The following is a 26492-nucleotide window of genomic DNA, read 5'->3' on the forward strand; positions in this document are numbered from 1 at the left end:
CACCCTCCTTATTTGTCTGTCAGGTGACGAACGGCCTGCGCCAATTCCTCCGGATCCTTGGTCCGGACAAGTTTAGGCGGATCCAAAGGGGCGAATCCCGTTGGAGCTTTCGTCTCAGATGGCGGAAGATCGTCCCCAGATGAAGCGTTCTGTCCACTCTTGAGCAAATCATTCAGCTCTTGTCCATCGTCTTCGATTTTAATGTCCACCTGTGAACCTCTTTGATCTTGAGCATTTGGTGAATCATAACCATACCCATTTCCCTCGATCTGAGGGTTCAGCAGCAATCCCAATCCCCAGCGTAAACCATATGCAAGGACAAACCAGGCTACGAATCCGATCAATCCGCGAATTAAACTGGTCATCAGCACATTGCTGCTGTATGCTACAAAAAAAGTAAGAATAAACCCAACGATGCCTGCTCCAAGATTAATGCGGTAGTTTCCTATCATAGTCTTATAGTTCCTTTACACCCATTTGTACACTTCGAATAGTCAAAAGTCCAGTTTCACAATCCATCTCAATCGTGCGTCCATAATTCCCACCCGTATCTTCTGCTAGAAGAGGGATATTGAGTTTTTGAAGCCATTCTCGACATGAATCTGCATTCCTTGGTCCAATGCGCATTGTATCTCCAGCGCCAGCAAAGGCAAACATCTGAGAGCCTCCGGCCATTTTAGACACAATACGTGAGTGAGAAGCGCCTAGTTTTATCATTTTTTCCAAAAGCTCAGGCAACGCCGTATCCGCATATTTCGCAGTGTTCAGTTTCCCTTCACGGGCGATCTCTGAAGTAGGAAGCATGACATGCGCCATTCCAGCCAGCTTCAAATGTGGGTCATACATTGTTAATCCCACACACGAACCCAAGCCAGTCGTACGGATTACACCAGGAAGATGAGCGATGTTTAAATCCGCCATACCGACTTTAACGACGCTTTTGTCCTCAATCATGGCTCAGTGGCACCCCTAGCGATTCAAATATCTTTGCAAAGGATGGTGGATCCGGAATGAGGAAAAACTGACCCTCGACTTGATCTTCACCTTCAAAGAAAGATGTGTCAATTAACAATGCAGCGTCACCCATCTCGCCAAATTGCAGCAAGCCATAACTTAGAATGGCACCCGCCATGTCGATGGCAAGTCCAGGAACGGTTGGATACATAGACAACTTCGTAAAATCTGCCAAAGAAGAAAGATAGGATCCAGCTAAAATATTTCCAATCTCGGAAAGCGCTGATTGTTCCATATCTGTAAAAGCGAGTCCTTCTTTCAGATCGAACCCGGCAAGTCTGTTCAACAACATTTTAGCAGCCTCTGGTGTCATCATAAAGAAAAGATTTCCCGGTGCTTCGCCTTCTACACGAAGAAACACGGTAACCACGATGCGTTCATCTCCGCCCACTTTTTCGGCAACTTCTTCAAAAGGGAGCATTTGTACTTTAGGTACACCCATGTCAATCGGTCTGTTGAGGAGTTGAGACAACGCCGTTGCGGCGTTGCCTGCTCCAATGTTACCGACCTCTTTGAGCACATCCATCTGGAATACCTCAAATCGGTTGAACATCTCCACGGTACTAGCCCTCAACACTTTCCAGCTGTACAATCTCGCTTTTATTTAATACTTCGTTTAGGTTGAGCATAATCAACAAACGTGAATCCTCCAATTTAGCAACACCTCGCAGGTATCTCGCCTTGACGCCACCAACCACTTCTGGCGGGCTATCGATCGCACTGCTCTTGATATCAATAACATCATTGGCAGAATCTACGATAAAGCCAACTTGCATGTCGTCTACACCTACGATAACAATACGAGTCTGATCCGTGTATTCCGTTTCCGGAAGGGAGAAACGACCGCGTAGATCAATGACTGGAATTACAACACCACGTAGATTAATAACTCCTTTTACAAAGGAAAGTGTCTTGGGAACACGGGTAATTGGCATCATACGCTCAATCGTCTGAACCTTGTCTACCTCAATACCATACTCTTCGGAACCCAATTTAAAGACGATGACTTTCAACTCTTCTTCCATGTAAAAAACCTCCCTATTAAATGTAAGACTTAGCTCTATGCTTATTTAATAAATGCATTAGGATCAAGAATCAGGGCTACTTGTCCATCTCCGAGAATGGTTGCTCCAGAGATTCCTTCAATAGCAGGAAGATAGGTTCCCATTGATTTGAGAACAATCTCACTTTGTCCAATAAATTCTTCAACAGCTACGGCTGCAAGACGGTCGCCTTTGCGAATCACGACTATTTCTGTTTCTTGCTCATCAGCGTCGTTGAAATCCGGTACCGAGAAAACTTCGCTCAAGGACAAATACGGAATCAGTGACTCACGGAACGTGATCATTTTATTGCCGTGAATATTACGAACTTGCTCACGTTGTACAATGGCCGTCTCTACAATGGAGGACAACGGAACAGCGTATTTCTCTGAACCAAGTCGTACAAGCATTGCAGCAATAATGGATAGAGTCAACGGAAGCTGAACAGAGAAGTTCGTGCCTTTGCCTGGAGTTGAATGAATCGTTACATTACCGCCAAGCGAAGTGATCTTCGATTTTACTACATCCAATCCAACACCCCGGCCAGAGATATCCGAGATAATATCAGCAGTACTAAATCCAGGTGCAAACAACAGTTGATTCACTTCATCGTCACTCATCTTGGCACCTTGTTCTTCGGTTACAACACCACGTTTGATCGCGGTTTTCAAAAGCTTGTCGCGATAGATACCTTTACCATCATCTTCAATCTCGATAAATACGTGATTTCCACTGTGGAAGGCACGCAGGTTTACTATACCCATCTCTGGTTTACCTGCAGCTACACGTTCTGCAATGGATTCCACACCATGGTCAACCGCGTTACGCAGTAAATGCACAAGCGGATCACCAATCTCATCAATTACCGTACGATCCAGTTCCGTCTCAGCACCTGTAATCACCAGATCGATTTTTTTATCAAGTGTCTTAGCCAGATCACGGATCATGCGCGGGAATCGATTGAATACGGTATCTACCGGAACCATCCGCAATTTCAGTACAATATTTTGCAAATCTGTGCTAACTCGACTTAAATGAGCTACTGTATCGGATAAATCATTGTTGCCTGTTTCACTGGCCAGTTGCTCCAGACGCGAACGGTCAATCAACAATTCACTGAACAGGTTCATCAATACGTCAAGACGTTCAATATCCACACGAATGGTACGCGAAGGTGCAGCAGCTTGCTTCGGTGCAGCAGTTTTTGCTGGTGCCGTTGTGGTTTCTTCTTTGGGTACAGAATTCTTATCCGGCGAAGCAACCTCAGCTACAGCTGTTGGTACGGGTGGCGCTTCAACTGTAGCTGCTACCTGATTGGCCATCTGCTGAAGAGTCTCCTGATCCAGTTGAATGAGCTTCGCACTTTCAATTTCAGAGATACTCATGATGCCTTCTTCCAGTTCGTGCGCCTCTTTAGTTGTTATGTAATACAACGAGAAACTGCGCTCAAACTTCTCCTGCTCAATATCCTGGACAGATGGGTAAGCCTTAACGACTTCACCTGAACGTTCCAGCATATCAAAGACCATATAAGCCCGTACACCTTTTAACTGGCTATGCTCGCTAACAAGCACATCCACGTAGAACACACGATGACCTTCGGCGATCGACTGATCCAGCACTGAATATTGGAATTCATCCAGCTCCACAGCCGAAGAGATTGAAGCGTTAGCCGGCTTGTTTGTTTCTGTAGCAGGTCCATTTCCGTTTGTCATTTCACCATTTTCAATGGCTTGAAGTGAAGCTACGATTGACGACACATCTGCTTTACCTTGTCCACCTTCGGTAATATCCTGAACCATGGTTTCCAAAGCGTCCAGACTCTTGAACATGGTATCAAAAATGTAATCCTGCATTTTCAACTTCTCATTACGAACCAGATCCAACACATTTTCCATTTTATGTGTCAGTGATGCCAAATCTTCAAAGCCCATAGTTGCTGCCATACCCTTCAAGGTATGAGCCGAGCGGAATATAACCTGAACTATGCCCAGGTCTTCCGGATTGCCTTCAAGTTGAAGCATGTTTTCGTTAAGCGATTGCAGATGATCATTAGACTCATCAATAAACATGGATAAATATTGGTTCATGTCCATTGTGAGGCACCTCCTCCGTGAGTTACACTCCGTTATTTCACTGCTTGAACAAGTTTAGAAGCAATCTCCTGCAATGGCAGAAGATGACGAACGCATTGCAGCTCTACAGCAGAACGCGGCATACCATATACAACACATGTTTCTTCATTCTCGGCAAAGGTTGATGTAACTCCAGCTTCGTATAATCTCTTCATCATACGTGCTCCATCACTTCCCATTCCCGTTAGCAAAACAAGATGTCTTTGTAAAGATGTAAACGGCAGAAGTGACTCAAACATCGTATCCACTGAAGGTCTATGTCCATTCACTGGTTGATCTTCAGTCAACTTCACAATAAACTTCCCGTCTGCTGTTTTGTTAACTTTCACATGGAATCCGCCGGGTGCTATATAGGCGGTTCCTTTCTTCAGAACCATGCCCTCTTCAGCTTCAACCACATGCAGTGGACTGAATGTATTCAATCGTTGAGCCAGAGAACGTGTGAAATTGGGCGGCATATGCTGCACAATAATGACCGGTGCAGGCAAATCAGCAGGCAACTGCTCAAGCAATGTCTTGAGAGCCCTCGGCCCACCCGTAGAACAACCTATTGCCACAAGTTTGTTGAATGGTCCTTCCAGCCCCCCTCCACCTTTGGGAACAGGATTAGGCTTGATTACATCCTTGGCTTTTGCAGAGGCAGAGGTTGCCGCTATTTGATCAGCTGCCACTCTAGCTGCATTAGGTAGTCGAACTTCCTTTGGAGTCTGTACTGGATTAGCTGACCTCACTGCTTTTTCTGCCTTCGTCCCCAAATTACGCTCAGCCTTTGGCAAAGGCTCAGGTTTATTCTCTACGCGACCTGGTTTTGAAGGTGACAATGGTTGAATTGGTTTCTTTGCTTTGGCCTGAAAGGCTTCAGTCCGCTCTCGAAGAGAGCGTTGAATCGTCTCGACAGGGTCGATCGTTTTTTTCACAGGCTCCGCTCGATCCCTGGCCGGCAGTTCTTTCTGCACTGGCTGAGTTGGGGGAACAACTGCTCCTAGCAACATGTCTCTATTTTTCATGGATAACTCACGATCAGCTTTTCGTTTGATCTCATTCATCGCAGCTCGCATGCGCTCAACCAAGGCTTTACCAACTTGAGCAATATCCTGGTCATGTGAAATAGATGGTTTGCGAATGAAGTCAAATGCCCCAGCTTCAAGCGCCATAATGGTTTCTTTCATGCCTTGTTCATTGATACCAGAGAGCATAATCACAGGAACGAAAGATTCCTTCATAATTGATTTTAATGCATCCAACCCATTCATTTCGGGCATCTCAACGTCCATTGTAATAATATCGGGTTTCAATTCTAGTGATTTTTGAATCGCTTCTCTACCGTTTGATGCCGTTGCCGTAACCTTGAATTCCGGATCCGCTTGGATCAAATCCGTAACAATCTTACGCATAAAAGCGGAATCATCGACAACCAATACTTGATACGCCGCCATGTTGTGTCACCCCTGTTTCCTTTATTCAGAAATCATGTTGTCCGTTTAAGCCACTTATTCATAAATCCCCTGATTCCTGTCAAGGTTCCGGATCCCGGAGTTGCAGGTACAGCCAGATAACGAAGAGCAAGTTTCTCTATATCTTTGGAGGCTTTGGCATTGGGATACGCCAGACTATAGGGCATTTGCCTTTTAACCGCTTTGACTACCTGGGCGTCTTCTGAAATATACCCAAGCAGCGGAATATCCGTCTGCAAAAACCGCCTCGCCACTCCAGCTATTTTTTCTGCCACCCGTTCCGCTTCTCGTTCGTCTTCCACCCGGTTAACGATCATCCGAAAGGGCGTAGCATTTTCCTGGCCGTGCATAACTTTGACTAAAGCATAAGCATCGGTTATTGAAGTCGGTTCAGGTGTGGTTATAATCAGGCATTCATCGGCAGCACCGATGAACTTCATATTCTCTCTGGAGAGTCCTGCCCCAGTGTCAAAGATGACATAATCCATTTCCTGGGCAATATCCTCGACTTGACTGGCGAAGAACTCGAGATCACGATCAGACAATGAGAACAACTCTTTCATGCCCGATCCTCCAGCAATGTAAGGCAAGCCACTGGCACCCAGTTGTATGATTTCCCTTATGGATTTTTGTCGGTACAATAGGTGGTAAAGATTATAGGAAGAAGACGTACCCATAAGAACATCAATATTAGCCATTCCAATATCGGCATCAAATACAAGTACCTTTTGCCCCAAAGCCTGCAATGCCAAGGCAAAGTTCAGTGTAAAATTGGATTTACCAACACCTCCCTTACCACTGGCCACAGTAATGATTTTCGAGGATCGAATATCTCGCTCAATGCCTTCCAATTCCAATGGCGCGGAGACCATACTTCGAAGTGCAGCTGCCTGATCCTTCATTGTGACCATTCTCCCAGCAACTGTTTAGACAACGAATCTGCATCCGGCTTCAACAAATCGTCCGGAACATTTTGTCCATTTGCCACATATGCGAGCTTGAGTGGAAAACGGTGTAACAAGTTAAATAGCGGACCGCAGCTCCCAGTCTCATCCATTTTGGTGAAAATCACCTTATCCAGACCATATTTACTGAAATGTTCCGTGATCTGCACCATATCAGCACTTTTGGAAGTCATACTCATGACCAGAAAGGTTTCGCTATTCTCCACAGGAGCAAGCAAACTTTGCAGTTCCGAAACAAGTAATTCATTTCTGTAGTTTCTACCCGCTGTATCCATAAAGATCAAATCACAATTCTCTAATCGAGAAATGGCACGTTGTGTATCACCGGGCGATTGCACCACTTCAAGTGGAACATTCAGTATAGATGCGTACGTTCTAAGCTGTTCTACCGCCGAGATCCGATACGTATCTGATGTAATGAATCCAACTTTACGCTGTTTTTTGAACATTTGTTCAGCAGCCAATTTTGCAATTGTCGTAGTTTTCCCTACACCGGTTGGTCCAGCTACATAGACGATTCGCGTGGTAGGAAGAATGCCTTCTTCAATCCGTTGCTCCAAAAAGTGCATGACCTCAAGCTTCACCACTTGTTCTACATCCTGTTCTTTCAATCCATCCTCAGACCATTTTGCTTGAATTGAATCAAACCAGGATTCCCATACTTCAGGCCAAACATCTTGTTCTGTCAAACGCTCTCGGATCGAATGCAGCTCCTCTGGCACAGGGTCCGCAGAAGTACCTTGCTTTGAAAGCCTGGTCACCATCTGTTTAAGATCCTGTAATTCAGTCATCAACTTATCCTGCTGCAGGTCTGAACCTGTTGGCTTCGGACCAGTTGTTGAACCCGAAAAATCCGCCCCTTGCGGTCGCGGTTTATGATCCGTGCTCGAAGAACCTGAGCCGCTGTCTATGTTTGAACCGATATTACGCGATTCAAACACAGACGACGCAGCCGCAGATTGGTCCTGTACACTTTGATCAGCTATATTCGTTGTCGCCGACTCATCTGAAGCCGCAACAAACGAACGAGCTGTTTGCCGATAAGCCTCAGGTACAAATGCACGAGGTACAGGTGTGAATTGATTTTGTACTGGCTTTGTTGTTTGCTTGTTTTCTTCCTTATCCACTGCAGCTACAACTTCGATCCGTTTTTTGCGGAACATTCCCATCACACCGCCCACCTTAATCTCTTTGGTGGACAGAATAACGGCATCACTTCCCAGGTCTTTGCGAATTTGAAGCATAGCTTCGGGCATGGTCTCAACAACGTATTGTTTTACTCTCATAAGTTCACCACCCCGATACTTTGAATTTCAACATTCGGCTCCAACTCGCTGTAGGAAAGCACAGGAATGTCCTGCATTGTACGTTCAATAACCTGACGCAGATACATCCGAATGGTTGGAGAAGTTAATACAACAGGTTGTTGACCTGATTGAATCAAACGGTTCACTTGTTCACTCAGCTTCTGATACACACTTTGTGTAGATACAGGGTCTAGCGCGAGATAACTGCCTTGATCCGATTGTTGCACACTTTCAGCAATTTTCTTCTCAAGACCAGGTCCAACCGTGATCACGCGAAGTGTCTCACCTTTCTGTGAGAACTGCTGAGTAATCTGACGTGAGAGGGATTGTCTGACGTATTCAGTAAGCACATCAGGATCCTTCGTATACGTACCATAGTCAGCCAGTGTCTCGAAGATGGTCACCATATCCCGAATAGATATTTTCTCACGCAATAACTTGGCAAGCACTTTCTGTACATCACCAATGGAAAGTAGAGAAGGGATCAGTTCATCCACAAGGGCAGAATAGTTCTCTCTGAGATTATCCACAAGTGCTTTTGTTTCTTGTCTTCCAAGTAACTCATGCGCATGTTTCTTAATCAGTTCCGTCAGATGTGTAGCCACAACGGAAGGCGGATCAACGACCGTATATCCTGCAAGTTCGGCTCTGTCTTTGGTTACTTCATCAATCCATAGTGCCGGAAGTCCAAAAGCAGGTTCTGTCGTTTCAATACCTGTCACAGATTCCTCATCATAGCCAGGACTCATGGCAAGGTAATGATTCAACAACAGTTCTCCGCCGCCTACCACATTACCCTTGATTTTGATAACATACTCATTGGGTCTGAGCTGGATATTATCTCGAATCCGTATGACCGGAACGACTAACCCCAGTTCCAGAGCACACTGCCTCCGAATCATAATGATCCGATCCAATAAGTCACCACCCTGCTGATTATCAGCAAGTGGTATTAAACCATAACCAAATTCAAACTCAATAGGGTCCACCTGAAGCAAATTAATTACACTTTCAGGACTTCTAACCTCTTCAATCTGCTGTTCTTCTTCCAACTGTTCTTCCGCTACTTGTTTCAAATTCAGATTATTCTGCATACGCCACGCGGCATATGCCAACACACCTGCCAACGGAAGCGTAGTAATAACATGAATTGGTGTGAAGAAACCGAGCATGGCAATAACGAAAGCTACGATATAAATTAGTATTGGATATGTAAACAGTTGCCCCGTAATATCATCTGCCAAGTTTCCTTCTGATGAAGCTCTGGTGACGATAAGTCCTGCTGCTGTGGAAATAAGCAGAGCAGGGATTTGGCTTACCAATCCATCTCCGATAGTCAGTACAGAGTACGTTGACATTGCATCTGCAAAAGCCATCCCATGCACAGTCATACCGATTATAAATCCACCAATGAGATTGATCAGGAGGATGATAATACTTGCAATTGCGTCACCTTTTACGAATTTACTTGCTCCATCCATCGCTCCGTAGAAATCAGCTTCACGTTCAATTTTGGAACGACGCTCACGAGCTTGTTGCTCGTTGATCAAACCCGCATTCAGATCCGCATCAATACTCATTTGTTTACCAGGCATCGCATCGAGGGTGAATCGGGCAGCAACTTCAGCTACTCGCTCAGACCCCTTTGTAATAACGATAAACTGAACGACAACGAGGATCAAAAACACGATAAATCCAATCGCAATTTGCCCTCCAGCAATCCAGCTACCAAAGGTAGCAACTACGGCTCCCGCATCCCCATCACCAAGGATTAGCTTGGTTGTCGAAATGTTCAGTGCCAATCGGAATAGTGTAGTGATCAACAGCAAAGCTGGAAAAATAGAAAACTGCAACGCTTCTTTGCTGTTCATGGCAACAAGTAGTATCATCAGAGCAATTGAAATATTGACGACCAGCAACAAGTCCAACAGCCAGGTCGGGATCGGAAGAATCATCATCAACACAATGCCAATGATACCCGCAAGGACAGCTATATCTTTAATCTTCAATGAATGTACGGCCTCCGATCCCCTTTTATTTCGTTCTGCCCTTTAGTTTATATACATAAGCCAGCACTTCGGCTACCGCTTGAAACAAATCGGCCGGTATGGCGTCACCAATCTCGGCTCTCTGGAACAACGCCCGTGCTAACGGCTTGTTTTCCATCGTAATAACACCGTTTTCTTTGGCAATTTCCTTAATACGCAAGGCGACATAATCCTGACCTTTGGCAATAATCTGCGGTGCCTCCATCTCGGAACCTTCATACTTTAGCGCAACCGCAAAGTGGGTCGGGTTCGTGATGATAACATCCGCATTCGGCACTTCCTGCATCATACGCTGCATAGCCATACGACGCTGGCGTTCCCGGATTTTGCCTTTGATCAGCGGATCACCTTCCATTTTTTTGTACTCGTCCTTAATGTCTTGCTTGGACATACGGATCTTCTTCTCATGATCATACTTCTGATACATGTAATCAAATATCGCAAGTATCATTAATGCCACTGCAATCTTGATACCAAGACTTAAAGTGATCGACGCAGCGAAATGTAAAATAGCATCCAATGAAAAATGAGAAAGTGAAGCAATATCTGACTGGTAGCCCTTAATTGTACTGTAAACGAGATAACCGATAATCGACATTTTCAAAATGGATTTAGCAAATTCCACTAATGAGCGGAGAGAGAATATATTTTTGAAACCTTTAATCGGGTCCAATTTCTCAAGTTTTGGCTTCAAACCTTCCCCTACAAGAAGAAAACCAACTTGCATATAGTTAACGATCAAAGCAACCAGTAACGCACCCAGCAAAACGGGAGCGATCAATAACAAAACTTCAATGCCATAGCGCATCATAAGCGCCATCACATTCTCTCCGGTGATTTCCATACTCAATCGATTGATGAAGATATCTGTAAACAGACGAACTATACGTTCTTTATAGAAATTGCTGAATACCATCATGATCAAAAACGCGATTAGGAGAATGGATGCGCCAGATAGTTCAGCGCTTTTGACGACCTGTCCTTTTTTTCGTGTATCCTGTCTCTTTTTCGGGGTAGCTTTCTCCGTCTTCTCCCCTGAAAACAACTGGAGGTCGAGTTGAAGTTTCATCCGTGTCTTTTCCTCCGTTTCACTCAGCCGGGCCTTTGTCCAATGGTTCCAAGCAATTTTTCCATCGATCTGAATATCGCTTCGAACAACTGACTAAATACAAAGGAGAAACTGGGAACCAGCAAAAGCAAAATAGCAAGACCAACGAGTAACTTAAGCGGCAACCCAACTGCAAATACATTAAATTGAGGAGCTGTTTTGGCCAAAAAACCCAATCCAACATCCGTCAAAAATAACGCAACTACAATCGGAGCCGACATCTGAAAAGCCAGCATAAATGATTGACCTAAGGTCTGAATCAAAAATTCAGCAATACTTCCATCTGCCAACCGTAGGAAAAACACATTCGATAATGGTACCCACCGGTAACTGTAAACTATCGCATCCAGCAAATAATGGTGTCCATTCATCGTCAGAAACAGAAGCATAGCAAATGCATACTTCAAGTTTCCCGTAAGTGGCGCTGAAGCACCTGTCATTGGATCGTATACATTAGCCATACCAAAACCGATTTGTAGATCGATAAAGGTCCCCGCAGTCTGAACAGCTGTCATCAACAGATAAGCCACAAAACCTAAAAGCAGGCCAATTAAAATCTCTCTGATGATCAATAAGACATAGCTCAGGTCTGTGGGTACGGTCTGGTCTATTCCATAAATCAGATAGACAGACAATGTGACAAATGCAGAGATACCAATTTTAACTGAAGCCGGCACATTTCGAGCCGAAAAAACTGGCGCAGTTACAAAAAATGATGCGATTCGACAAAACATAAGCAGAGCGACAGGGAAACTTTGCAACAATGTCTCCATCTGCTAAAGCCTACCCTATGTATCTGTATAGATTATCGAGAATGTTAAACGTAAAATCGACCAAGATATTCAAGATCCAAGGTCCAAACAAAAGTACTGCCAGAAGTACGGCAACAATCTTGGGCACAAAAGCTAATGTTTGTTCCTGAATTTGAGTTGTCGCTTGAAAAATACTGATTGCAAGTCCTACAACCAGAGCTAGTATAAGCATAGGTGCGCTGGCCAGCAATGACGTGTATACCGCTTTCCCGGCCAGACCGATAATAAATTCCGAAGTCATGACCGTCCTCCTTTAACTTTCCGGATCAAGTGTTAAAACTCAATAACAGTGACTTGACAACCAGATACCACCCGTCGACAAGGACAAAGAGCAGTATTTTGAAAGGTAATGAGATCATGACCGGCGGAAGCATCATCATCCCCATTGCCATGAGTGTACTCGCGACAACAATATCTATAACCAGAAACGGAATAAAAATCATAAACCCCATCTGGAATGCTGTCTTCAACTCACTGATTACATATGCCGGCACCATAACAGTAATTGGGATATCCTGATAGGTCTTTGGTTGTTCAGTCTGATTGTACTTCATAAACAGTAACAGATCTTTTTCTCTGGTGTGACTAAACATAAATTTCTTTATCGGGTCCGCTGCTTTTTCAAGTGCCTCGGTTTGTGTAAGTTCTCCCTGAAGATAGGGCTGAAGCGCTACCTGATTTATGGAAGACAACGTCGGCGACATAATGAAAAGTGTCAGAAATAGTGCCAAGCCAACCAAAACCTGATTGGGTGGCATTTGTTGTGTACCCAAAGATGTACGTACAAAACCGAGCACAATCACAATCCGAGTAAAACTGGTCATCAGTACAAGCATTGCTGGTGCAATGCTAAGCACAGTAATTAACAGAATGATGGACAATGAACTTGTGCTTGGTGTCCCTCCGTCACCGTTTCCGATTTGAATATCAATATTCGGAATGGGCTCGGCAAAGGCAACTGTAACAGAAGCTAGACTGATAAGTCCTAGCAAACAACACGCTAACCAAATCTTTTTCTTCATGAATCCCTCGACCGATCTGTAGTATTGTCTTTATCCAGGAGCTTCTCCATCTTCTCTTTACGGTTAGGCATCTGCCGAAGTTTGGATTCAAACATTTCGTGAAAAGAAGTTGTGTCCTCCAGTTCCATTTCCCGCGGCGGTTCATCTTTACGGAAGCGTTTTGTGAGCTTGGCAATGAGAGGTGACAGATTCCCTTGTTGTGCAGCAGCATCTCGTTCGAAGGAATCAATGATTCTTTGCGCCTCTTCCAGATCCGAAACCTTATCTATCAACTGGATGTCTTCACCTACACCAAGCAGATATACACTCCCACCAATTTCTATAATTTGCAGCGACTTGTTTTGTCCCAGTCCAACCCCGCCAAGAGTACGAATTGTGCCGTGCCGGAACATTTGCTGATTCCGTTTGTTTAAGAACCGGATCAGATAAACAATAAGGACCAGGATGACGGCCAGGACAACAATCACCCATACAAGCTGTAAATAATAATTGGCTCCCGCGCCAGCTGTTTCTGGAAAATCACCCTGAGCCATCATCATGTCTCTTAAACGCCCAGTGTCTTGCTAATCGCTTCAATAACCCGATCAGATTGGAACGGTTTAACAATAAAGTCTTTAGCACCTGCTTGAATAGCGTCGATTACCATCGCTTGTTGACCCATCGCGGAGCACATAATTACTTTAGCGTTAGCATCAATCTTCTTGATTTCTTTCAAAGCTGCAATGCCATCCATCTCAGGCATCGTAATATCCATTGTGATCAGATCCGGACGAAGCTCTTTAAATTTCTCAATTGCTTGTGAGCCATCCTGTGCCTCACCAACAACCTCATATCCATTTTTGGACAAAATGTCCCGGATCATCATTCTCATAAATGCAGCGTCGTCTACGACTAAAATTCGGTTTGCCATCTTGATTCAAGTCCTCCCTAAATTGTGCTTATTGTAATTTCTGAATTCGGTCCCATTGGCTAACGATATCTATAACACGAACACCAAAGTTTTCGTCAATAACAACAACTTCTCCCTTGGCGATCAGTTTGTTATTCACCAAAATATCGACAGGTTCCCCGGCTAACTTATCCAGTTCGACAATCGAACCCTGTGACAGTTCCAAAATATCTTTAATTTGCTTCTGGGTCCTTCCTAATTCTACGGTGACTTTAAGGGGAATGTCCATCAATAAATTCAAATTGTTTTCGTCTACCTGCCCATACGCCCCATTTTGCAAATTGGCAAATTGAACTGGTTGTACGTTAACATTCCTATTTGGCATTCCACCGTAATGTTGAGGTGCACCATAAGGTTGCTGCGGTGGCATGCCATACGGCTGCTGTGGCGGCATTCCTTGAGGCATACCCATCGGGACCTGTCCATATCCGTTATAGTCCTGAGCAGGCTGTTGTGGAGCCTGTGGAGCCTGTTGGTGCTGAACGGGCGGCTGCTCCGCAACCGGTGGTGGCGTTGCTGGTACAGCTGCTGGCGCAGGTTCAGGTGTTGATGCCACTGGTGCGCTGGCAGTTGACTCCTGAGCGCCTCCAATCAGCATATCTACCATGTTTTTGGCAAAATGCACTGGAAGCAACTGCATCAGATTGGAATCGATCAGATCCCCGATCAACAAACGAAATGAAACTTGAATGAGGGTCTCATCTGCTGGAAGATTACTTACACCCTCTCCACTCTCCAGATTGAGAATATCGATTCCCGGAGGGGAAATATTCACAAAACGATTAAAAATCGTGGACATTGAGGTTGCAGAGGAACCCATCATCTGGTTCATCGCTTCCTGTACCGCACTAATATGGATTTCATTCAGTTCTTCATCGACCGGATTTCCTTCGCCACCCAGCATCAAATCAGCGATGACTTGAGCATCTCTCTTCTTGATAACAAGTGAGTTAATGCCTTCGAATCCATCCACGTAATTGACATGAACGGCAACATGCGGCTTAGGAAAAGCTTCTTCAAACTGCGTTCGACTAATGATAGAAACTTTAGGTGTTGTAATATCTACTTTGAGGCCTAATAGCGTGGATAATGCTGTTGCCGCGCTACCAAATGTAATGTTACCGATCTCCCCCAAGGCATCCTGCTCCAGCTCGGTCAAAAAATCATCAACCGTCTTTTCAGCGGGTTCCGAGCTGTTTATCGATTCCGATTGCCTGAGCAAAGCATCGATTTCTTCTTGGGATAAATAATCCTTACTCGTCAAATTCTTCAACTCCTTCGGTGACAATCTTGTCTATTTGCACAGCCACACGGTCTTTGATTGTCCCCGGACTGCCCATGTATTTCAGTTTGTCACCCACTTTAATGGAAAGTCCCTCATCAACTGGTTTGTTCAACGTAATGACATCACCAACGGACAGACCCAGAAATTCTGCAATTGAAATTCTCGATTCTCCCAATTCCGCAACGATTGGTAACTTGGCTTTGTTCACACGCTCTTTTAGAGCATCATACTCCTCCGGAGCTCTCGTTTTCTTCTCCGAAACAAACCACTGATGAGTTGACAACCGTGACATAATAGGTTCAAGAACGACATGCGGTATACATAGATTGATCATGCCTGTCGTGTCACCAATTTTGGTACTGAGCGAGATCAGAGCAATGGTCTCATTGGGAGATACAATCTGCATAAATTGCGGATTGGTCTCGAGTGCTTCCATCCTCGGGGTAATATCCAACACGGTCTTCCATGCTTCTTGCAAACTTTCAAATGCACGGCTGAATATTCGTTCCATGATGGTCGTTTCAATCTCCGTCATGGATGCAATCTTTGTTGGAGCACTCCCGGTTCCACCAAGCAGGCGATCCAACATCGCATATCCCACGTTCGGATGGACTTCCATCACCATTCGTCCCTGTAGTGGCTCCGCTTCAAAAATGTTCAATATCGTCATCTTAGGAATAGAACGGATAAACTCATCATAAGGCAACTGTTCGACCTGAACGACATTGATTTGAACGAACGTCCGCAGTTGGGCTGAAAAATAAGTGGTGAGAAAGCGTGCAAAGTTTTCGTGAATACGAGTCAAGCTTCTGATATGGTCTTTGGAAAAACGCACTGCCCGCTTAAAATCGTACGATCTGATTTTCTTCTGAGTTTCTTCCTTCTTCAATTCTTCTGCGTCCATTTCACCAGAAGAAAGGGCTGCTAATAGGGCGTCAATCTCATTTTGTGATAATACATCCACCATGTTCTCACCCCCTTACAGGTCTACAGCATGTTCTGTTCATTTACATCGTTGCTATCACAATAGATGAAAAGCTCGTACTACTTAGATTACCTTCTGGTAAAGCTTCATTAATAAGACCGGTCAATTTCTCGTTAAATAATATCCGGCCCTTCGCTGTAGCCAGTTCCTCAGATTTCGTATCTGCAAGCGTCTGAATGATGATTGGTTTTACCACAATTTCTTTGATTTTCTCAAAATCTTCTTTTGCAGTTTTGTCAGTCAACTTGAAAGAGAAGCTGACAATTACAACATGATCCGTATCAGCCAAATTGGTTTTAATTTCTCCAAGTTCAGAGGAAACCTCTACAATCTCATCCGCAGTCATCTTCTTGGCTTCTGAAGCTGCCGCCGTATGTGTGTCGTCCTTATTCCCGTTCTGTCCTTGCATAAATACAAACACAACCACCACAATGAGTGTTATTGCCAGCAACATTGTTGCAAGCCAGGGCATCATTTTTTTCATCAGGATTCCTCCGTTTGCTGCACTTTAATAGTGGCTGCCTGAACCCCGATTTCACGGTTGTAATCTTTAATCTTGGAAATAACGTCATCAGCTTTTTCAAGCACAATCAGTCTCTTTCCAGTTACCAGAGTAATATACGTATCCGGCGTTTCTTCAACAATTTCAACCATCAGCGCATTTAACCACATGGGAGAACCATTTAACCGCGTAACCGAAATCATGCTAAGCCCCCTTGATCAGAGTGGGAGGAGCAAGCTCCCCCACGTTTTAAAAATTCATTAATCAGCTATTAACGTTTCAGGTTAACAACTTCCTGAAGTATTTCATCCGACGTTGTAATAATCCGGGAGTTTGCCTGGAATCCACGCTGAGCTACGATCATCTCAGTAAACTCTCCTGTCAGATCCACATTAGACATTTCGAGCTGTCCTGTGATAATAGAGCCAGTTCCATTTTCGGCATCATTCGCTGTCAAAATTTCAAGCTCACCATCGGGATTGGCATTTGCTGTCATACGGTATAGATTACCGCCGATCTTCTCTAAACCTTCCGGATTGACCACTTTTCCGATTCCAAGTTGTGCTCCCGCTTCAACTGTTCCATCCGCCATAGTTTGATTGATCGTACCATCCTGACCAATCGTGAAGGAAACAACATCATCAGGTATCGTAATATTTCCACCACCGTTATCCAGAACAAACAATCCATCGGATGTCAAAAGGTTACGTGCAGCATCCACATGGAAATCCCCCGCACGAGTCAGGTAAGGTACTTCCTGATCTTCACTTAAACGTACCAAGAAGAATCCATCTCCATTAATCCGCATATCTGTTGGGTTGTTTGTTGTCATTGGACTTCCCGCCAAATGTAATGTATCAATAGATCCTACAGATACACCTAGACCAATTTGTTTTGCATTCACACCACCGGTTGCATCACCAGGCGCAGTCACACCTGAAGTGGTTTGGCTCATAATATCTTTGAACATAACCCGACTGCCTTTGAAGCCAACCGTGTTTACGTTCGCAATATTGTTACCAATTACGTCGAGTTTGGTTTGAAAACCCCGCATCCCGGAAACGCCTGAGTACATTGATTTCAACATTTTTAAAAATCCTCCCAGTCTTCATTTGGTTACCGCATCAGTCGGTCAGCGGCATTCCGGCTCCCGAGAAGGGCCAGCCGGTCAAGAAATGATTACGGCACTATCAATCTGAGTAAACACATTATCCTTCATGCTCTCACTATCCATAGCTGTAACCACAGTACGATTTTTGACATTGACGATAAAAGCCATATCTTGCATTAAAATCAATGACTCTTTGGCTCCTTTAGCAGCAGCTTTGTCCAAAGCAGAACCAATCTGTTCCATTTGCTCGGTCTTGAGTTCAATGCCACGTTGTTCCAAACGTTTGGCAGCATGATTGCTCAATTTCAGAAGATTATCTTCCAGCACTTTTGCAAAAGGTTTTTCGGGTATAGCCGAAGCTTCTCCCGTTTTAGGTCTTTGAAGCATATTCGGTGTAATCGGGCCTGCGTATAATTGTCCAACCGTTATGCGATCACTCATATCGTTTTCCCGCTATCTTCCGTATCACCTGTTTCAGCGGATGATTCAACTTCCTGGCTCTCGTTCGTTTCTGGGGTTACATCCTGAACGTTCTGTACCGGAGTTTGACTCTCTTCTGCCTGTTTTGGATAATTCACCTGAATGATCTCATCCAGCTTAATCTCGTCGTTGCCCACTTTTGCGTATTGAACGCTATCTCTTACAATGATGGAATCTACAATACCCTGACGAAGAATTCCGTTATCATCTTTATTAGAAGAAAGCCAACTTACCTCCATGCCAATCATACCGGATACAGCACCAAGGGACTGGTTCAATGTTTTAAGCTGGGTAGAAATATTGACCAGTTGTTCCACTGAGCTGAACTGTGCCATTTGAGCGATAAATTCCTTATCCTCCATCGGCTGCATCGGGTCTTGATTTTGCAGCTGGGTAATCAGGATTTTTAGAAACTGATCTTTACCCAATTCTTTTGTTGCAGCACTTGTGGTTGCTTTATTGGCTGCCGAATAGTTCGGCCAGGTATTATTCATTGAAACAATTTCATTAGCCATATTGTTCACCTCATTTCTGTTTAAGCCTTAGCACTAAACGTATCTCTCTGTAATTCAGTTCCTTCGACTTGCTCGCTACGCCAGTTACGCAATTCTTCTTGAATCCCTGCTGTAGCTATAGCATCATCCGATTGTTCCTCACGCTCGCGCGAACGGCGTTGTTGCTGAGAGTTACTTCCCGGATGACGGCCTCCGTCCTGATACATCTGTGATCCGATTGAACTGTTCTGTGTAACCTCAAGTCGTTCCACTTGAATTCCTTGGGCTTGAAGTGAAGAACGCAGCTGCGTCATTTGTTGTTCAAGCATGTCTTTAGCCATCGTATGCTCAGTCATAAACCGTGCAACCAACTGCCCGTTCTGCAAGGTAATTTGAACATCCAACTTCCCTAGATGCTCAGGTCGAAGTGAGATGGTCGCCTCGGAAAATCCTTTTTGCTGGACAATATCCAGCTTGTTAACAACAAACTGTGTCATTTCCTTGGCAAACTGTGATGTTTGCATTACAGGTTCAGCCGGTTTGCCTGCTGTTGTACCTGATGAACGCAAGGAGAGCTCTCCTGCAGTAATGATGGTTGAGTGTTCCACTTCTCCACCTGCATTTGAAACAGATGTTGTCTCAGCCTCAGCTTTCACCTGGGTTCCAGAATTCGCCACTGCGGCAACAAGAACTTGTGGTACGACCGAATCCTGTTTGGATGTTTGAAGCGAAGTACTTGGAGCGACCTGTGCAGTCTGATCCTTAACTGCAGTCAATGTATCCAGTATGGATTTCAGTTCAGTCCATCCTTTGTTATTAGTGGTATCCACTCCAGCCTCTTGAAGCTGACTCTGCAGAGATTGTAACAAATGTTTGAATTCAGGAGCGTTCTTCGCAACGTTACTCTCAGAATCATTCATTCCAGCTAGTAATTGTGTAAGCATATCTTGCAGAACAAAACGTACTGCTGCCGGATGCTGCGACAGTTCAATTGCGGGTACTTTTTTTACGCTTTCCGCTCCGTTCGAAGACTCGTCGGAACCTTCTGCATTAGTACCTGAAGGATTACTTAATTGTGTATACATCTGTTGAATCAGCGTTTGCAAACCTGCAAGTAGAGCTGGGTCATTTTCCAAAGCTTCGTCAAGCGAATCCAAGTCCGTGAACAATGAATTCAGTATATCCGTGATTGATGTCGCTTCTCCTTCTTCACTTGTAGCAAAGGAAAACACCAATGGATTGGCTGTTAAACTTCCAGTAGCGCTTGAACTATCACCTTCTGTGTTTCCTCCGGATAATGACTGTGCAAGAGTTTGGAGAAATTCACCACTAGCCCCTGCAGCTGAACCTTTCGATTGTGCTCCGGTTGTCTGACCTGCTCCTGTTGCAGATGCTGTGGATGCCATTTGATATACAATCGACATTTTTTTCACCTCCTCTCGGTTATACAGTTTAATCATTTCTACTTGTTGCCCATTAATCTGTTCAAAATTTTTGCAGTTTCAACCGAGTCCTCTGAAGACATGTTCTCAAGCAATTGAGAGCGTGTTGCATCATCTACTGAATTCAGGATGGTCAATGTTTTGTCAGGACTTAACTTGTATGTTTCCAATAATAGCTTGGCACCACTTGAAGCAGACATCGAAGCAAATGTTTGACTAAGCTGGTTTTTATCCAGGTTTTTGCTTGTCGTTGTGGATGCAGTTGAAGTTGCTGCGGTTTCTTTCTTCAATCTGGATTGCAGCGCATCCAGTGCCAGATCCCCGGACGGTTTGGCATCCTTCATCATCATGGTGACATCGGCTGCTGTTTTCGGGTCCATCTTTTCAAGCACCTTGGTCCGAGCGGATGACTGCATGGCATTCAACAACAATACCATTTCCTCATTCGTCATATTTTGCAAAATAGGTGCAGCTTTACTTGGACTCATGTCAGCATACATTTTAGCCAAATCTTTAATTTGTTTTTGATAATCGGATTCCGTTTCCGGCGTTGTTGCCGTAGCCGTTTCAGCCGCTTTTTCCGCATCATCCAACTTCTTCTGAAGGTCAGTGGCCTTCTTCGCTTCGGTTGTTGTTGCTTCCTGTGCTGCCTTGAGCTCTGTTTCTTTGGCAGTTACCTGGGATTTCAGCTTTTCGATTGTGGCTTCAGCACTTTCAACCTGCTGTTCACTCTTATCCAGCTTCTCCTTCTCAGGATCCAGAACAGGATCAGGTACCCATTCCTTGACTACCGGTATCTTGTTGGCGAATTCAAACAAATTATTACGAATATCTACATTAAATAGCGTAAGTAATACACCTAGCAAAACTACGGTGAATACAATCGGGATTGAAATCATGAGAAATTTTTCCCAACCGCCTCCCGACTCTTTTTCCATGTCGCTATCATCTTTAACAGCCATCGTTCATTCCTCCTTCACGAGACAACTTCGCGTCCGGCTCACATCAATTCGCGCGTCCGGCTTTGGCAGCGAAGCGTACAGTAGCCATCTCGTCCAGATCGTTCTGTTCCCGGAGGAGCATCTCCTGCTGAAATTTGATTTTGGCCTTGTCTCTCGCTCCAAGCCATACTTTTTCGTCAATCATCTTACCGTTTAGAAACGTCTGATTCCGCTGCACATTGACCTGAGCATGTTTAACATCACTGTTTTTGCGTGAAATGCACTCGTCAAGGTGATGTACATAACGCTGCATCTCCTGCAGACTGTTTACAGACGCTGTATTTTCCGTAGCAGATTGGATAATGCCGATCAGATTACTTCTGTCGTTCAGAAGTTGTATCAGATGTTCTTCCTCCGTCTGAAGTTTGCCGATCGCTGTGGATAACATCCACTCTGCCTGTGTTTTTTCATTACTCTTCAGGTCAACAACTTTCTGGAAATGATATCGAAATTTCATCGTTTACCCATTCATCTCCTTGCAAATTCAAGAATCAAACGTTCCTGTACTTCACTTAAAGTGACTTTCTCGTCGACTTTCTGCTTGGTAAAGTTCCATATACTATCAATCTGGTCTATCGATTCATCTATGGCTGCATTTGATCCCCGCTGGTAAGCTCCAATATTGATCAAATCTTCCGATTCTTTATACACAGCCATCAAACGTTTCATATTATTAACGGCTTCCAGCTGCTCTTCCGGAGCAATATCCTTCATAACACGACTTATGCTGGCTAGCACATCAATCGCTGGAAAATGACCTTTATTTGCAATGGATCGATTTAACACAATGTGTCCATCCAGAATACCCCTTACCGCATCCGCAATTGGTTCATTCATGTCATCCCCATCGACCAGAACGGTGTAAAAGGCTGTAATCGAACCGGTAGGTCCTGTACCCGCCCTTTCAAGCAGTTTGGGCAAGCTTGCAAAAACCGATGGCGTATATCCTCTCATTGCCGGAGGTTCACCTACGGCAAGACCCACTTCCCTTTGTGCCATAGCATATCGGGTTACCGAATCCATCATGAGCATCACGTTCATTCCACGATCTCGGAAATACTCTGCAATAGTGGTCGCAATAACTGCTCCCTTAATCCGAATCAGGGCAGGCTGATCTGAAGTTGCAACAATGACTACGGAGCGTTCCAGTCCTTCCGGACCCAGATCCCGTTCAATAAAGTCGCGCACCTCACGTCCACGCTCACCCACAAGCGCGATGACATTGACATCTGCTGCTGTATTACGAGCAATCATGCCCATCAATGTACTCTTACCAACACCAGAACCGGCAAAAATACCTACACGCTGTCCCTTACCTACGGTCAACAATCCGTCGATAGCTCTTACACCAACACCCATCGTTTCAAGTACACGTGGACGATCCATTGGATTGACCGGCGTATTGGAGGTAGAGTACATTGGCATTCTTGATGGAAGGAGGGAACCGTCCAGCGGTTGTCCAAGTCCGTCCAATACTTTACCGAGCAATTCGGAGCCTACCTGAACGCCGAGTGGTTTACCCGTACCTACTACATCGCAACCAGGACCGATGGATTGAAGTTCACCCAATGGCATAAGCAGCACTTTGTTATCTCGAAACCCAACAACTTCGGCTTGAAGAGGCTTGGCCGATTTACCAGGATAGATATAACATACGTCACCGATACTTGCATCTGGCCCTTCTGACTCCACCATAAGACCAATGACCTGAGTAACTTTGCCGTTAATACGAACAGGATCGAATTGGCGCAAATGTTCCATATATCGCTGTGAACTAAGAACCTTCATGTTGATTTCTCCGCTCCTCATCCTCAAGTGCTATGCGGACCAGTTCTTTTTTAATCTCAGCAAGCTGTGTATCAATTCTCGCATCTACACTTCCGAACGAAGAACGAATGACACATCCCTTATCTTTGACCGTTGAATCAGGCAAAATCTGCAATTCTGCTTGAGAGTCAATGGACAGAGACAATTCTTCACGAGCTGCCTGTACAAATGTAAACTGATCAGGTGCCACACAGAGTGTGATCAAACCCTGCTCCCGTTTACGTGACAAACTCTGACGAATCAGTTCCAATGTATGATCGGGTTCAATGGTAAGTTGCTTATCAATGACTTTCTCAGCGATCCCGCAAGCGAGCTCCACGAGGAACGGTTCGGCTTCCTGAATAATCTGATCTTTAGCTACATAAGCTTCCTTGAGCACTTCCTGGGCTTCAATCATCATCTTTTCGATCTGCACCTGGAGATCCAGTTCAGCTTGTACTTTGCCTTCTTCAAAACCCTGTTGGAAACCTTGTGAACGAAGCGCTTCAGTCAGATGTTCATCCTGTTGTCGTTGTTCCTGCCACCAGCTGTCGATCTGTTCACGGGCCTCTTGAAGCATGCGCTCTGCCTCTTCTGAAGCTTCACGTACTTGCTTTTCTGCAAACTCCTTGGCATCTTCCAGCATTTCTGCGGTAAGACGTTGTGTTTCTTCGTCCACGCGTGCTTGAAGCGTTTCTGCTTCAGAACCTTCAGCACTGTCACCGTATAATTCCGTTTCAGACTCCTCAGTACCACCATAATGATGATGATTTTCAAGTTTTTTGCGGTCATCAACGGGTACATACTGGAAAGATTTAATCAAATTAGACAATGATATCATCTCCTCCACCGCGTGCGATAATGATCTCACCGGCTTCTTCCAATCTGCGTATCGTTCCTACGATACGTGTCTGAGCTTCCTCAACATCACGCAATCGAACAGGTCCCATGAACTCCATCTCTTCTTTGAATGTCTCGGACATCCGTTTCGACATATTCCGGAACACGGCATCCCGAACTTCTTCGCTTGCCACTTTGAGTGCCAGCTGCAAATCTGCGTTGTCGATATCCCGAATAATGCGCTGAATCGAACGATCATCCACATTGACGATATCTTCGAATACAAACATGCGTTTTTTGATTTCCTCTGCAAGCTCAGGATCCTGAATTTCAAGCGAGTCCAAAATGGTACGCTCTGTACCACGATCGACTCCGTTCAGAATCTGAACGATCGATTCAATACCACCCGCATTCGTGTAATCCTGCGTTACGGTAGAAGAAAGTTTTTGTTCCAGAACCCGCTCCACTTGAGAGATGACTTCCGGCGAAGTACTATCCATAACAGCCACCCGGCGAGCGACATCTGCCTGTTTCTCTTGTGGCAAGGATGATAGAATCGCTGCTGCCTGTTCGAATTGCAGGTAAGACAGAACCAGGGCAATCGTTTGCGGGCTTTCATTCTGAATAAAGTTCAAAATTTGGTTCGGATCTGCTTTGCGTGCAAAGTCAAATGGTCTGACTTGCAGCGTAGCTGTCAAACGGTTAATGACTTCAAGTGCTTTTGAAGAACCCAGAGCTTTCTCCAGGATTTCTCTCGCATAATTGATACCGCCCTGAGAAATATATTCCTGCGCCAGACAGATCTGGTGAAACTCGGCCATGATCATGTCCTTTTCGGAAGAATCAACCTTGCGCACGTTGGCAATTTCCAACGTAAGTTGCTCAATCTCCTCATCACGCAGATGTTTGAAGATCTGAGCCGATACTTCCGGACCTAATGTAATCAACAAAATTGCTGCTTTTTGTCTTCCAGTCAAACCTTGACTGCTTGCCTTCGCCAATGCGTTCACCTCTATTCGTCAGCCAGCCATGTACGCAGCAGATTGACGAATTCGTCTGGCTTTTTCTTGGCCAAACTCTCCAATTGTTTGCGCACCTGACTTTCGTTCGTTACACTGTCCAGCGTAATGGACGGGAACTCTGTTGCTATTGGAAGAGGAATCTCTTCTTCTTCGACTTCGTTTTGTTTGCGGCGACGGCGTACTAACAAAATAACTACCGCTGCGATCAATGCCGCTATGAGTGCGCCTCCACCCCACATCATCGTTGAGGAAAGCTGGAAACCTGTATTGTCTGCAGAGGCAGTCTGGAATCCTTGTGACATGACTGAAACTTTCTTTGTCAGATCGGCGTCACTTATTACAGTGCCTGAGTCTGCCAGTGAAGCACGAACAATGTTAACCAAAATGTTTTCAATTGCGTCCTGAACCGGTCCCTGTAATTCTGTTTCTCCATTCGGTGGTTCAACTGCAACGTTAATGGTTAAGTCTTTTACAGTATATGGACTGGAAATAATATCCTTGGCGATTCGATTAACATCGTAGTTTATAGTGCTTGATGATTCTTCGGAGGTAGAGTTACCGGCTGCATCAGATGATGGATAACCCGGAACTTCCTCTTGTCCTGTGCCAGCAACTCCACCTGTTGGGTTGCTTGCGCCAGTGTAGCTCTTTTGAATCTCCTGCACACTGATCTCGATGCCTTTCATATTATCTACATCAACAGGTGTGACCAGATTTTCCTTACGTGTTTCTTTGTCAAAATTAAGCTTGGAGGCTACCAAAACATTAACTTTGTCTTCGCCTACAATCTGGGAAAGGAATTGCTTTACGTTATTACGGACATCGTTTTCAAACTTTTTCTGTAATGCCATGTTCTCTTGGACTTCGGAAGACAACCCGCCACTGCCACCTCGGGCAGTTGGAATCAATTCTGCTTCATCTGTGTTCGTAATCGTGATGTTCTCAACAGGCAGATTAGGAATCGCAGTCTTAACCAAGTTAAAGTAGCCATCTACCGCTGCCTGATTGGGGTGATAACCCGGTTTGAATTGGAGAGCTACCGATGCTGATGCTTTGTCTTGTTCTTCTAAACCAGCAAAGATGTTATCTTTCGGCATATTAACGAGTACTTTAGCATCCTGTATCCCTTGCATCCGCTGAAGTAACTGTTCAACTTCTCCGTTTATAGCGTTGTTGTACTTTACATCAAACTCTTTATCCGTCATCCCGATCGGCGATGATGACTCCTCGAATGACTTATATCCTAATGAACCATTCTGTATAATCCCTTGAGATCCAACATTCACCTTTGCAATTGCAACACTTGTACTCGGTACGGAAATGGTCTTGCCATCTGAACTCAATTTGTATGGAATGCTAGATGAATCGAGATAACTGATAACGCCCGCTGAATCACTTGCATTCAAATCTGTAAAAGCAACTTCATATTCCGTTTTGGACAATTGCATCGTGAGTACAACAGCAGCCAAAATCAGGAACAGGAAGGTGGATATAAATAATACTTTTTGCTTTTTGCTAAAACTATTCCAATACTGGGATGCCTTATCCCTGTACTGGGCGATTCTCTCATTCACTCTGTCACCCCATCCGAAACTTTGCTTAGTCTGTCCTTACTCAACCCTAGCCGTTTCATAGGTTGACGATCAGGAGCAGCATCGCAGCTGCTT

29 protein-coding genes are annotated in these 26492 nt (G+C 44.7%); all 29 read right to left on the bottom strand.

Features of this window, described 5'->3' with window-relative positions; genetic code table 11:
* Positions 1–8 precede the first annotated feature (8 nt).
* On the bottom strand, positions 9–452 hold the full coding sequence (locus NSQ38_RS24640; protein WP_076208888.1) for a hypothetical protein: 444 nt from the start codon (positions 450–452) through the stop codon (positions 9–11).
* Between the two features lie 4 nt (positions 453–456).
* Complete coding sequence (locus NSQ38_RS24645) at positions 457–954, bottom strand: chemotaxis protein CheD (RefSeq protein ID WP_017689162.1); 498 nt, start codon at positions 952–954, stop codon at positions 457–459.
* Entirely contained in the window at positions 947–1567 is a 621-nt protein-coding gene (locus tag NSQ38_RS24650) for a chemotaxis protein CheC (protein WP_338594906.1), read from the bottom strand. Before NSQ38_RS24650 ends, NSQ38_RS24645 begins: the two co-directional genes overlap by 8 nt.
* A 10-nt stretch (positions 1568–1577) precedes the next feature.
* On the bottom strand, positions 1578–2039 hold the full coding sequence (locus tag NSQ38_RS24655; RefSeq protein WP_036609340.1) for a chemotaxis protein CheW: 462 nt from the start codon (positions 2037–2039) through the stop codon (positions 1578–1580).
* Between the two features lie 41 nt (positions 2040–2080).
* On the bottom strand, positions 2081–4153 hold the full coding sequence (locus NSQ38_RS24660; protein WP_339784555.1) for a chemotaxis protein CheA: 2073 nt from the start codon (positions 4151–4153) through the stop codon (positions 2081–2083).
* Positions 4154–4185: 32 nt separating this feature from the next.
* Positions 4186–5628, bottom strand: coding sequence for a chemotaxis-specific protein-glutamate methyltransferase CheB (gene cheB / locus NSQ38_RS24665; RefSeq protein ID WP_339784557.1), 1443 nt, complete (start codon positions 5626–5628; stop codon positions 4186–4188).
* A gap of 32 nt (positions 5629–5660) precedes the next feature.
* Positions 5661–6548 (bottom strand): MinD/ParA family protein, encoded by an 888-nt coding sequence (locus tag NSQ38_RS24670; RefSeq protein ID WP_017689167.1) that lies wholly within the window; start codon positions 6546–6548, stop codon positions 5661–5663.
* Entirely contained in the window at positions 6545–7897 is a 1353-nt protein-coding gene (gene flhF / locus NSQ38_RS24675; RefSeq protein WP_339784560.1) for a flagellar biosynthesis protein FlhF, read from the bottom strand. Before flhF ends, NSQ38_RS24670 begins: the two co-directional genes overlap by 4 nt.
* Positions 7894–9927 (bottom strand): flagellar biosynthesis protein FlhA, encoded by a 2034-nt coding sequence (flhA, locus tag NSQ38_RS24680; protein WP_017689169.1) that lies wholly within the window; start codon positions 9925–9927, stop codon positions 7894–7896. The genes flhF and flhA overlap by 4 nt, the downstream gene beginning before the upstream one ends.
* A gap of 25 nt (positions 9928–9952) precedes the next feature.
* Entirely contained in the window at positions 9953–11035 is a 1083-nt protein-coding gene (gene flhB / locus NSQ38_RS24685; protein ID WP_289392025.1) for a flagellar biosynthesis protein FlhB, read from the bottom strand.
* Positions 11036–11058: 23 nt separating this feature from the next.
* Positions 11059–11847: a flagellar biosynthetic protein FliR gene (fliR, locus tag NSQ38_RS24690; protein WP_338593817.1), complete on the bottom strand. Its 789-nt coding sequence runs from the start codon at positions 11845–11847 to the stop codon at positions 11059–11061.
* Positions 11848–11857: 10 nt separating this feature from the next.
* Positions 11858–12127, bottom strand: coding sequence for a flagellar biosynthesis protein FliQ (gene fliQ, locus NSQ38_RS24695; RefSeq protein WP_047842485.1), 270 nt, complete (start codon positions 12125–12127; stop codon positions 11858–11860).
* A gap of 25 nt (positions 12128–12152) precedes the next feature.
* Positions 12153–12908, bottom strand: a complete 756-nt coding sequence (gene fliP, locus NSQ38_RS24700) for a flagellar type III secretion system pore protein FliP (protein WP_133384323.1) — start codon at positions 12906–12908, stop codon at positions 12153–12155.
* Positions 12905–13441: a flagellar biosynthetic protein FliO gene (locus NSQ38_RS24705; RefSeq protein ID WP_338594905.1), complete on the bottom strand. Its 537-nt coding sequence runs from the start codon at positions 13439–13441 to the stop codon at positions 12905–12907. Before NSQ38_RS24705 ends, fliP begins: the two co-directional genes overlap by 4 nt.
* 11 nt (positions 13442–13452) lie before the next feature.
* A complete protein-coding gene (locus NSQ38_RS24710; RefSeq protein WP_017689175.1) occupies positions 13453–13818 on the bottom strand; it encodes a response regulator in 366 nt (121 codons plus the stop codon).
* Positions 13819–13846: 28 nt separating this feature from the next.
* Positions 13847–15121 carry a flagellar motor switch phosphatase FliY gene (fliY, locus tag NSQ38_RS24715; RefSeq protein WP_289392022.1) on the bottom strand — a complete coding sequence of 425 codons (1275 nt, stop codon included), beginning with the start codon at positions 15119–15121 and terminating at the stop codon, positions 13847–13849.
* On the bottom strand, positions 15111–16109 hold the full coding sequence (fliM, locus tag NSQ38_RS24720; protein ID WP_017689177.1) for a flagellar motor switch protein FliM: 999 nt from the start codon (positions 16107–16109) through the stop codon (positions 15111–15113). Before fliM ends, fliY begins: the two co-directional genes overlap by 11 nt.
* A gap of 40 nt (positions 16110–16149) precedes the next feature.
* A complete protein-coding gene (locus NSQ38_RS24725) occupies positions 16150–16611 on the bottom strand; it encodes a flagellar basal body-associated FliL family protein (RefSeq protein WP_310334365.1) in 462 nt (153 codons plus the stop codon).
* On the bottom strand, positions 16611–16832 hold the full coding sequence (locus NSQ38_RS24730; RefSeq protein ID WP_076208897.1) for a flagellar FlbD family protein: 222 nt from the start codon (positions 16830–16832) through the stop codon (positions 16611–16613). The genes NSQ38_RS24725 and NSQ38_RS24730 overlap by 1 nt, the downstream gene beginning before the upstream one ends.
* Before the next feature lie 68 nt (positions 16833–16900).
* Positions 16901–17716 carry a flagellar basal body rod protein FlgG gene (gene flgG / locus NSQ38_RS24735; RefSeq protein WP_074094563.1) on the bottom strand — a complete coding sequence of 272 codons (816 nt, stop codon included), beginning with the start codon at positions 17714–17716 and terminating at the stop codon, positions 16901–16903.
* A gap of 81 nt (positions 17717–17797) precedes the next feature.
* A complete protein-coding gene (locus NSQ38_RS24740; RefSeq protein WP_047842481.1) occupies positions 17798–18181 on the bottom strand; it encodes a TIGR02530 family flagellar biosynthesis protein in 384 nt (127 codons plus the stop codon).
* On the bottom strand, positions 18178–18735 hold the full coding sequence (locus NSQ38_RS24745; RefSeq protein ID WP_339784563.1) for a flagellar hook capping FlgD N-terminal domain-containing protein: 558 nt from the start codon (positions 18733–18735) through the stop codon (positions 18178–18180). Before NSQ38_RS24745 ends, NSQ38_RS24740 begins: the two co-directional genes overlap by 4 nt.
* A 20-nt stretch (positions 18736–18755) precedes the next feature.
* On the bottom strand, positions 18756–20138 hold the full coding sequence (locus tag NSQ38_RS24750; protein WP_339784566.1) for a flagellar hook-length control protein FliK: 1383 nt from the start codon (positions 20136–20138) through the stop codon (positions 18756–18758).
* Between the two features lie 38 nt (positions 20139–20176).
* Positions 20177–21118 carry a DUF4088 family protein gene (locus tag NSQ38_RS24755; protein WP_091031903.1) on the bottom strand — a complete coding sequence of 314 codons (942 nt, stop codon included), beginning with the start codon at positions 21116–21118 and terminating at the stop codon, positions 20177–20179.
* A gap of 43 nt (positions 21119–21161) precedes the next feature.
* Positions 21162–21614 carry a flagellar export protein FliJ gene (gene fliJ, locus NSQ38_RS24760; protein ID WP_091031905.1) on the bottom strand — a complete coding sequence of 151 codons (453 nt, stop codon included), beginning with the start codon at positions 21612–21614 and terminating at the stop codon, positions 21162–21164.
* Between the two features lie 11 nt (positions 21615–21625).
* A complete protein-coding gene (gene fliI / locus NSQ38_RS24765; protein WP_036609365.1) occupies positions 21626–22945 on the bottom strand; it encodes a flagellar protein export ATPase FliI in 1320 nt (439 codons plus the stop codon).
* Complete coding sequence (locus NSQ38_RS24770; protein WP_091031907.1) at positions 22932–23795, bottom strand: FliH/SctL family protein; 864 nt, start codon at positions 23793–23795, stop codon at positions 22932–22934. Before NSQ38_RS24770 ends, fliI begins: the two co-directional genes overlap by 14 nt.
* The gene (fliG, locus tag NSQ38_RS24775) at positions 23788–24804 is read right to left on the bottom strand and encodes a flagellar motor switch protein FliG (protein ID WP_047842476.1); all 1017 of its coding nucleotides are present in this window, start codon (positions 24802–24804) and stop codon (positions 23788–23790) included. The genes NSQ38_RS24770 and fliG overlap by 8 nt, the downstream gene beginning before the upstream one ends.
* An 11-nt stretch (positions 24805–24815) precedes the next feature.
* Positions 24816–26399 carry a flagellar basal-body MS-ring/collar protein FliF gene (gene fliF / locus NSQ38_RS24780; RefSeq protein ID WP_249911092.1) on the bottom strand — a complete coding sequence of 528 codons (1584 nt, stop codon included), beginning with the start codon at positions 26397–26399 and terminating at the stop codon, positions 24816–24818.
* Between the last annotated feature and the right edge of the window lie 93 nt (positions 26400–26492).

Origin of the sequence: Paenibacillus sp. FSL R7-0313 (genome assembly GCF_037969885.1) — a bacterium.
Taxonomy (GTDB): Bacteria; Bacillota; Bacilli; order Paenibacillales; family Paenibacillaceae; genus Paenibacillus.

Bases quoted from the DNA above. Each gene is read 5' to 3' on its own strand.
- fliP (WP_133384323.1), bottom strand. From the start codon at position 12,908: ATGAAGAAAAAGATTTGGTTAGCGTGTTGTTTGCTAGGACTTATCAGT.
- fliI (WP_036609365.1), bottom strand. From the start codon at position 22,945: ATGAAGGTTCTTAGTTCACAGCGATATATGGAACATTTGCGCCAATTC.
- NSQ38_RS24750 (WP_339784566.1), bottom strand. From the start codon at position 20,138: ATGTCGATTGTATATCAAATGGCATCCACAGCATCTGCAACAGGAGCA.
- NSQ38_RS24655 (WP_036609340.1), bottom strand. From the start codon at position 2,039: ATGGAAGAAGAGTTGAAAGTCATCGTCTTTAAATTGGGTTCCGAAGAG.
- NSQ38_RS24650 (WP_338594906.1), bottom strand. From the start codon at position 1,567: ATGTTCAACCGATTTGAGGTATTCCAGATGGATGTGCTCAAAGAGGTC.
- fliQ (WP_047842485.1), bottom strand. From the start codon at position 12,127: ATGACTTCGGAATTTATTATCGGTCTGGCCGGGAAAGCGGTATACACG.
- NSQ38_RS24705 (WP_338594905.1), bottom strand. From the start codon at position 13,441: ATGGCTCAGGGTGATTTTCCAGAAACAGCTGGCGCGGGAGCCAATTAT.
- fliM (WP_017689177.1), bottom strand. From the start codon at position 16,109: ATGGTGGATGTATTATCACAAAATGAGATTGACGCCCTATTAGCAGCC.
- NSQ38_RS24745 (WP_339784563.1), bottom strand. From the start codon at position 18,735: ATGGCTAATGAAATTGTTTCAATGAATAATACCTGGCCGAACTATTCG.
- flhF (WP_339784560.1), bottom strand. From the start codon at position 7,897: ATGAGAGTAAAACAATACGTTGTTGAGACCATGCCCGAAGCTATGCTT.
- flgG (WP_074094563.1), bottom strand. From the start codon at position 17,716: ATGTTGAAATCAATGTACTCAGGCGTTTCCGGGATGCGGGGTTTTCAA.
- fliR (WP_338593817.1), bottom strand. From the start codon at position 11,847: ATGGAGACATTGTTGCAAAGTTTCCCTGTCGCTCTGCTTATGTTTTGT.
- flhB (WP_289392025.1), bottom strand. From the start codon at position 11,035: ATGAAACTTCAACTCGACCTCCAGTTGTTTTCAGGGGAGAAGACGGAG.
- NSQ38_RS24755 (WP_091031903.1), bottom strand. From the start codon at position 21,118: ATGGCTGTTAAAGATGATAGCGACATGGAAAAAGAGTCGGGAGGCGGT.
- NSQ38_RS24670 (WP_017689167.1), bottom strand. From the start codon at position 6,548: ATGAAGGATCAGGCAGCTGCACTTCGAAGTATGGTCTCCGCGCCATTG.
- NSQ38_RS24640 (WP_076208888.1), bottom strand. From the start codon at position 452: ATGATAGGAAACTACCGCATTAATCTTGGAGCAGGCATCGTTGGGTTT.
- NSQ38_RS24730 (WP_076208897.1), bottom strand. From the start codon at position 16,832: ATGATTTCGGTTACGCGGTTAAATGGTTCTCCCATGTGGTTAAATGCG.
- NSQ38_RS24645 (WP_017689162.1), bottom strand. From the start codon at position 954: ATGATTGAGGACAAAAGCGTCGTTAAAGTCGGTATGGCGGATTTAAAC.
- fliJ (WP_091031905.1), bottom strand. From the start codon at position 21,614: ATGAAATTTCGATATCATTTCCAGAAAGTTGTTGACCTGAAGAGTAAT.
- NSQ38_RS24740 (WP_047842481.1), bottom strand. From the start codon at position 18,181: ATGAGTGATCGCATAACGGTTGGACAATTATACGCAGGCCCGATTACA.
- NSQ38_RS24725 (WP_310334365.1), bottom strand. From the start codon at position 16,611: ATGAAAAAAATGATGCCCTGGCTTGCAACAATGTTGCTGGCAATAACA.
- NSQ38_RS24710 (WP_017689175.1), bottom strand. From the start codon at position 13,818: ATGGCAAACCGAATTTTAGTCGTAGACGACGCTGCATTTATGAGAATG.
- NSQ38_RS24660 (WP_339784555.1), bottom strand. From the start codon at position 4,153: ATGGACATGAACCAATATTTATCCATGTTTATTGATGAGTCTAATGAT.
- cheB (WP_339784557.1), bottom strand. From the start codon at position 5,628: ATGGCGGCGTATCAAGTATTGGTTGTCGATGATTCCGCTTTTATGCGT.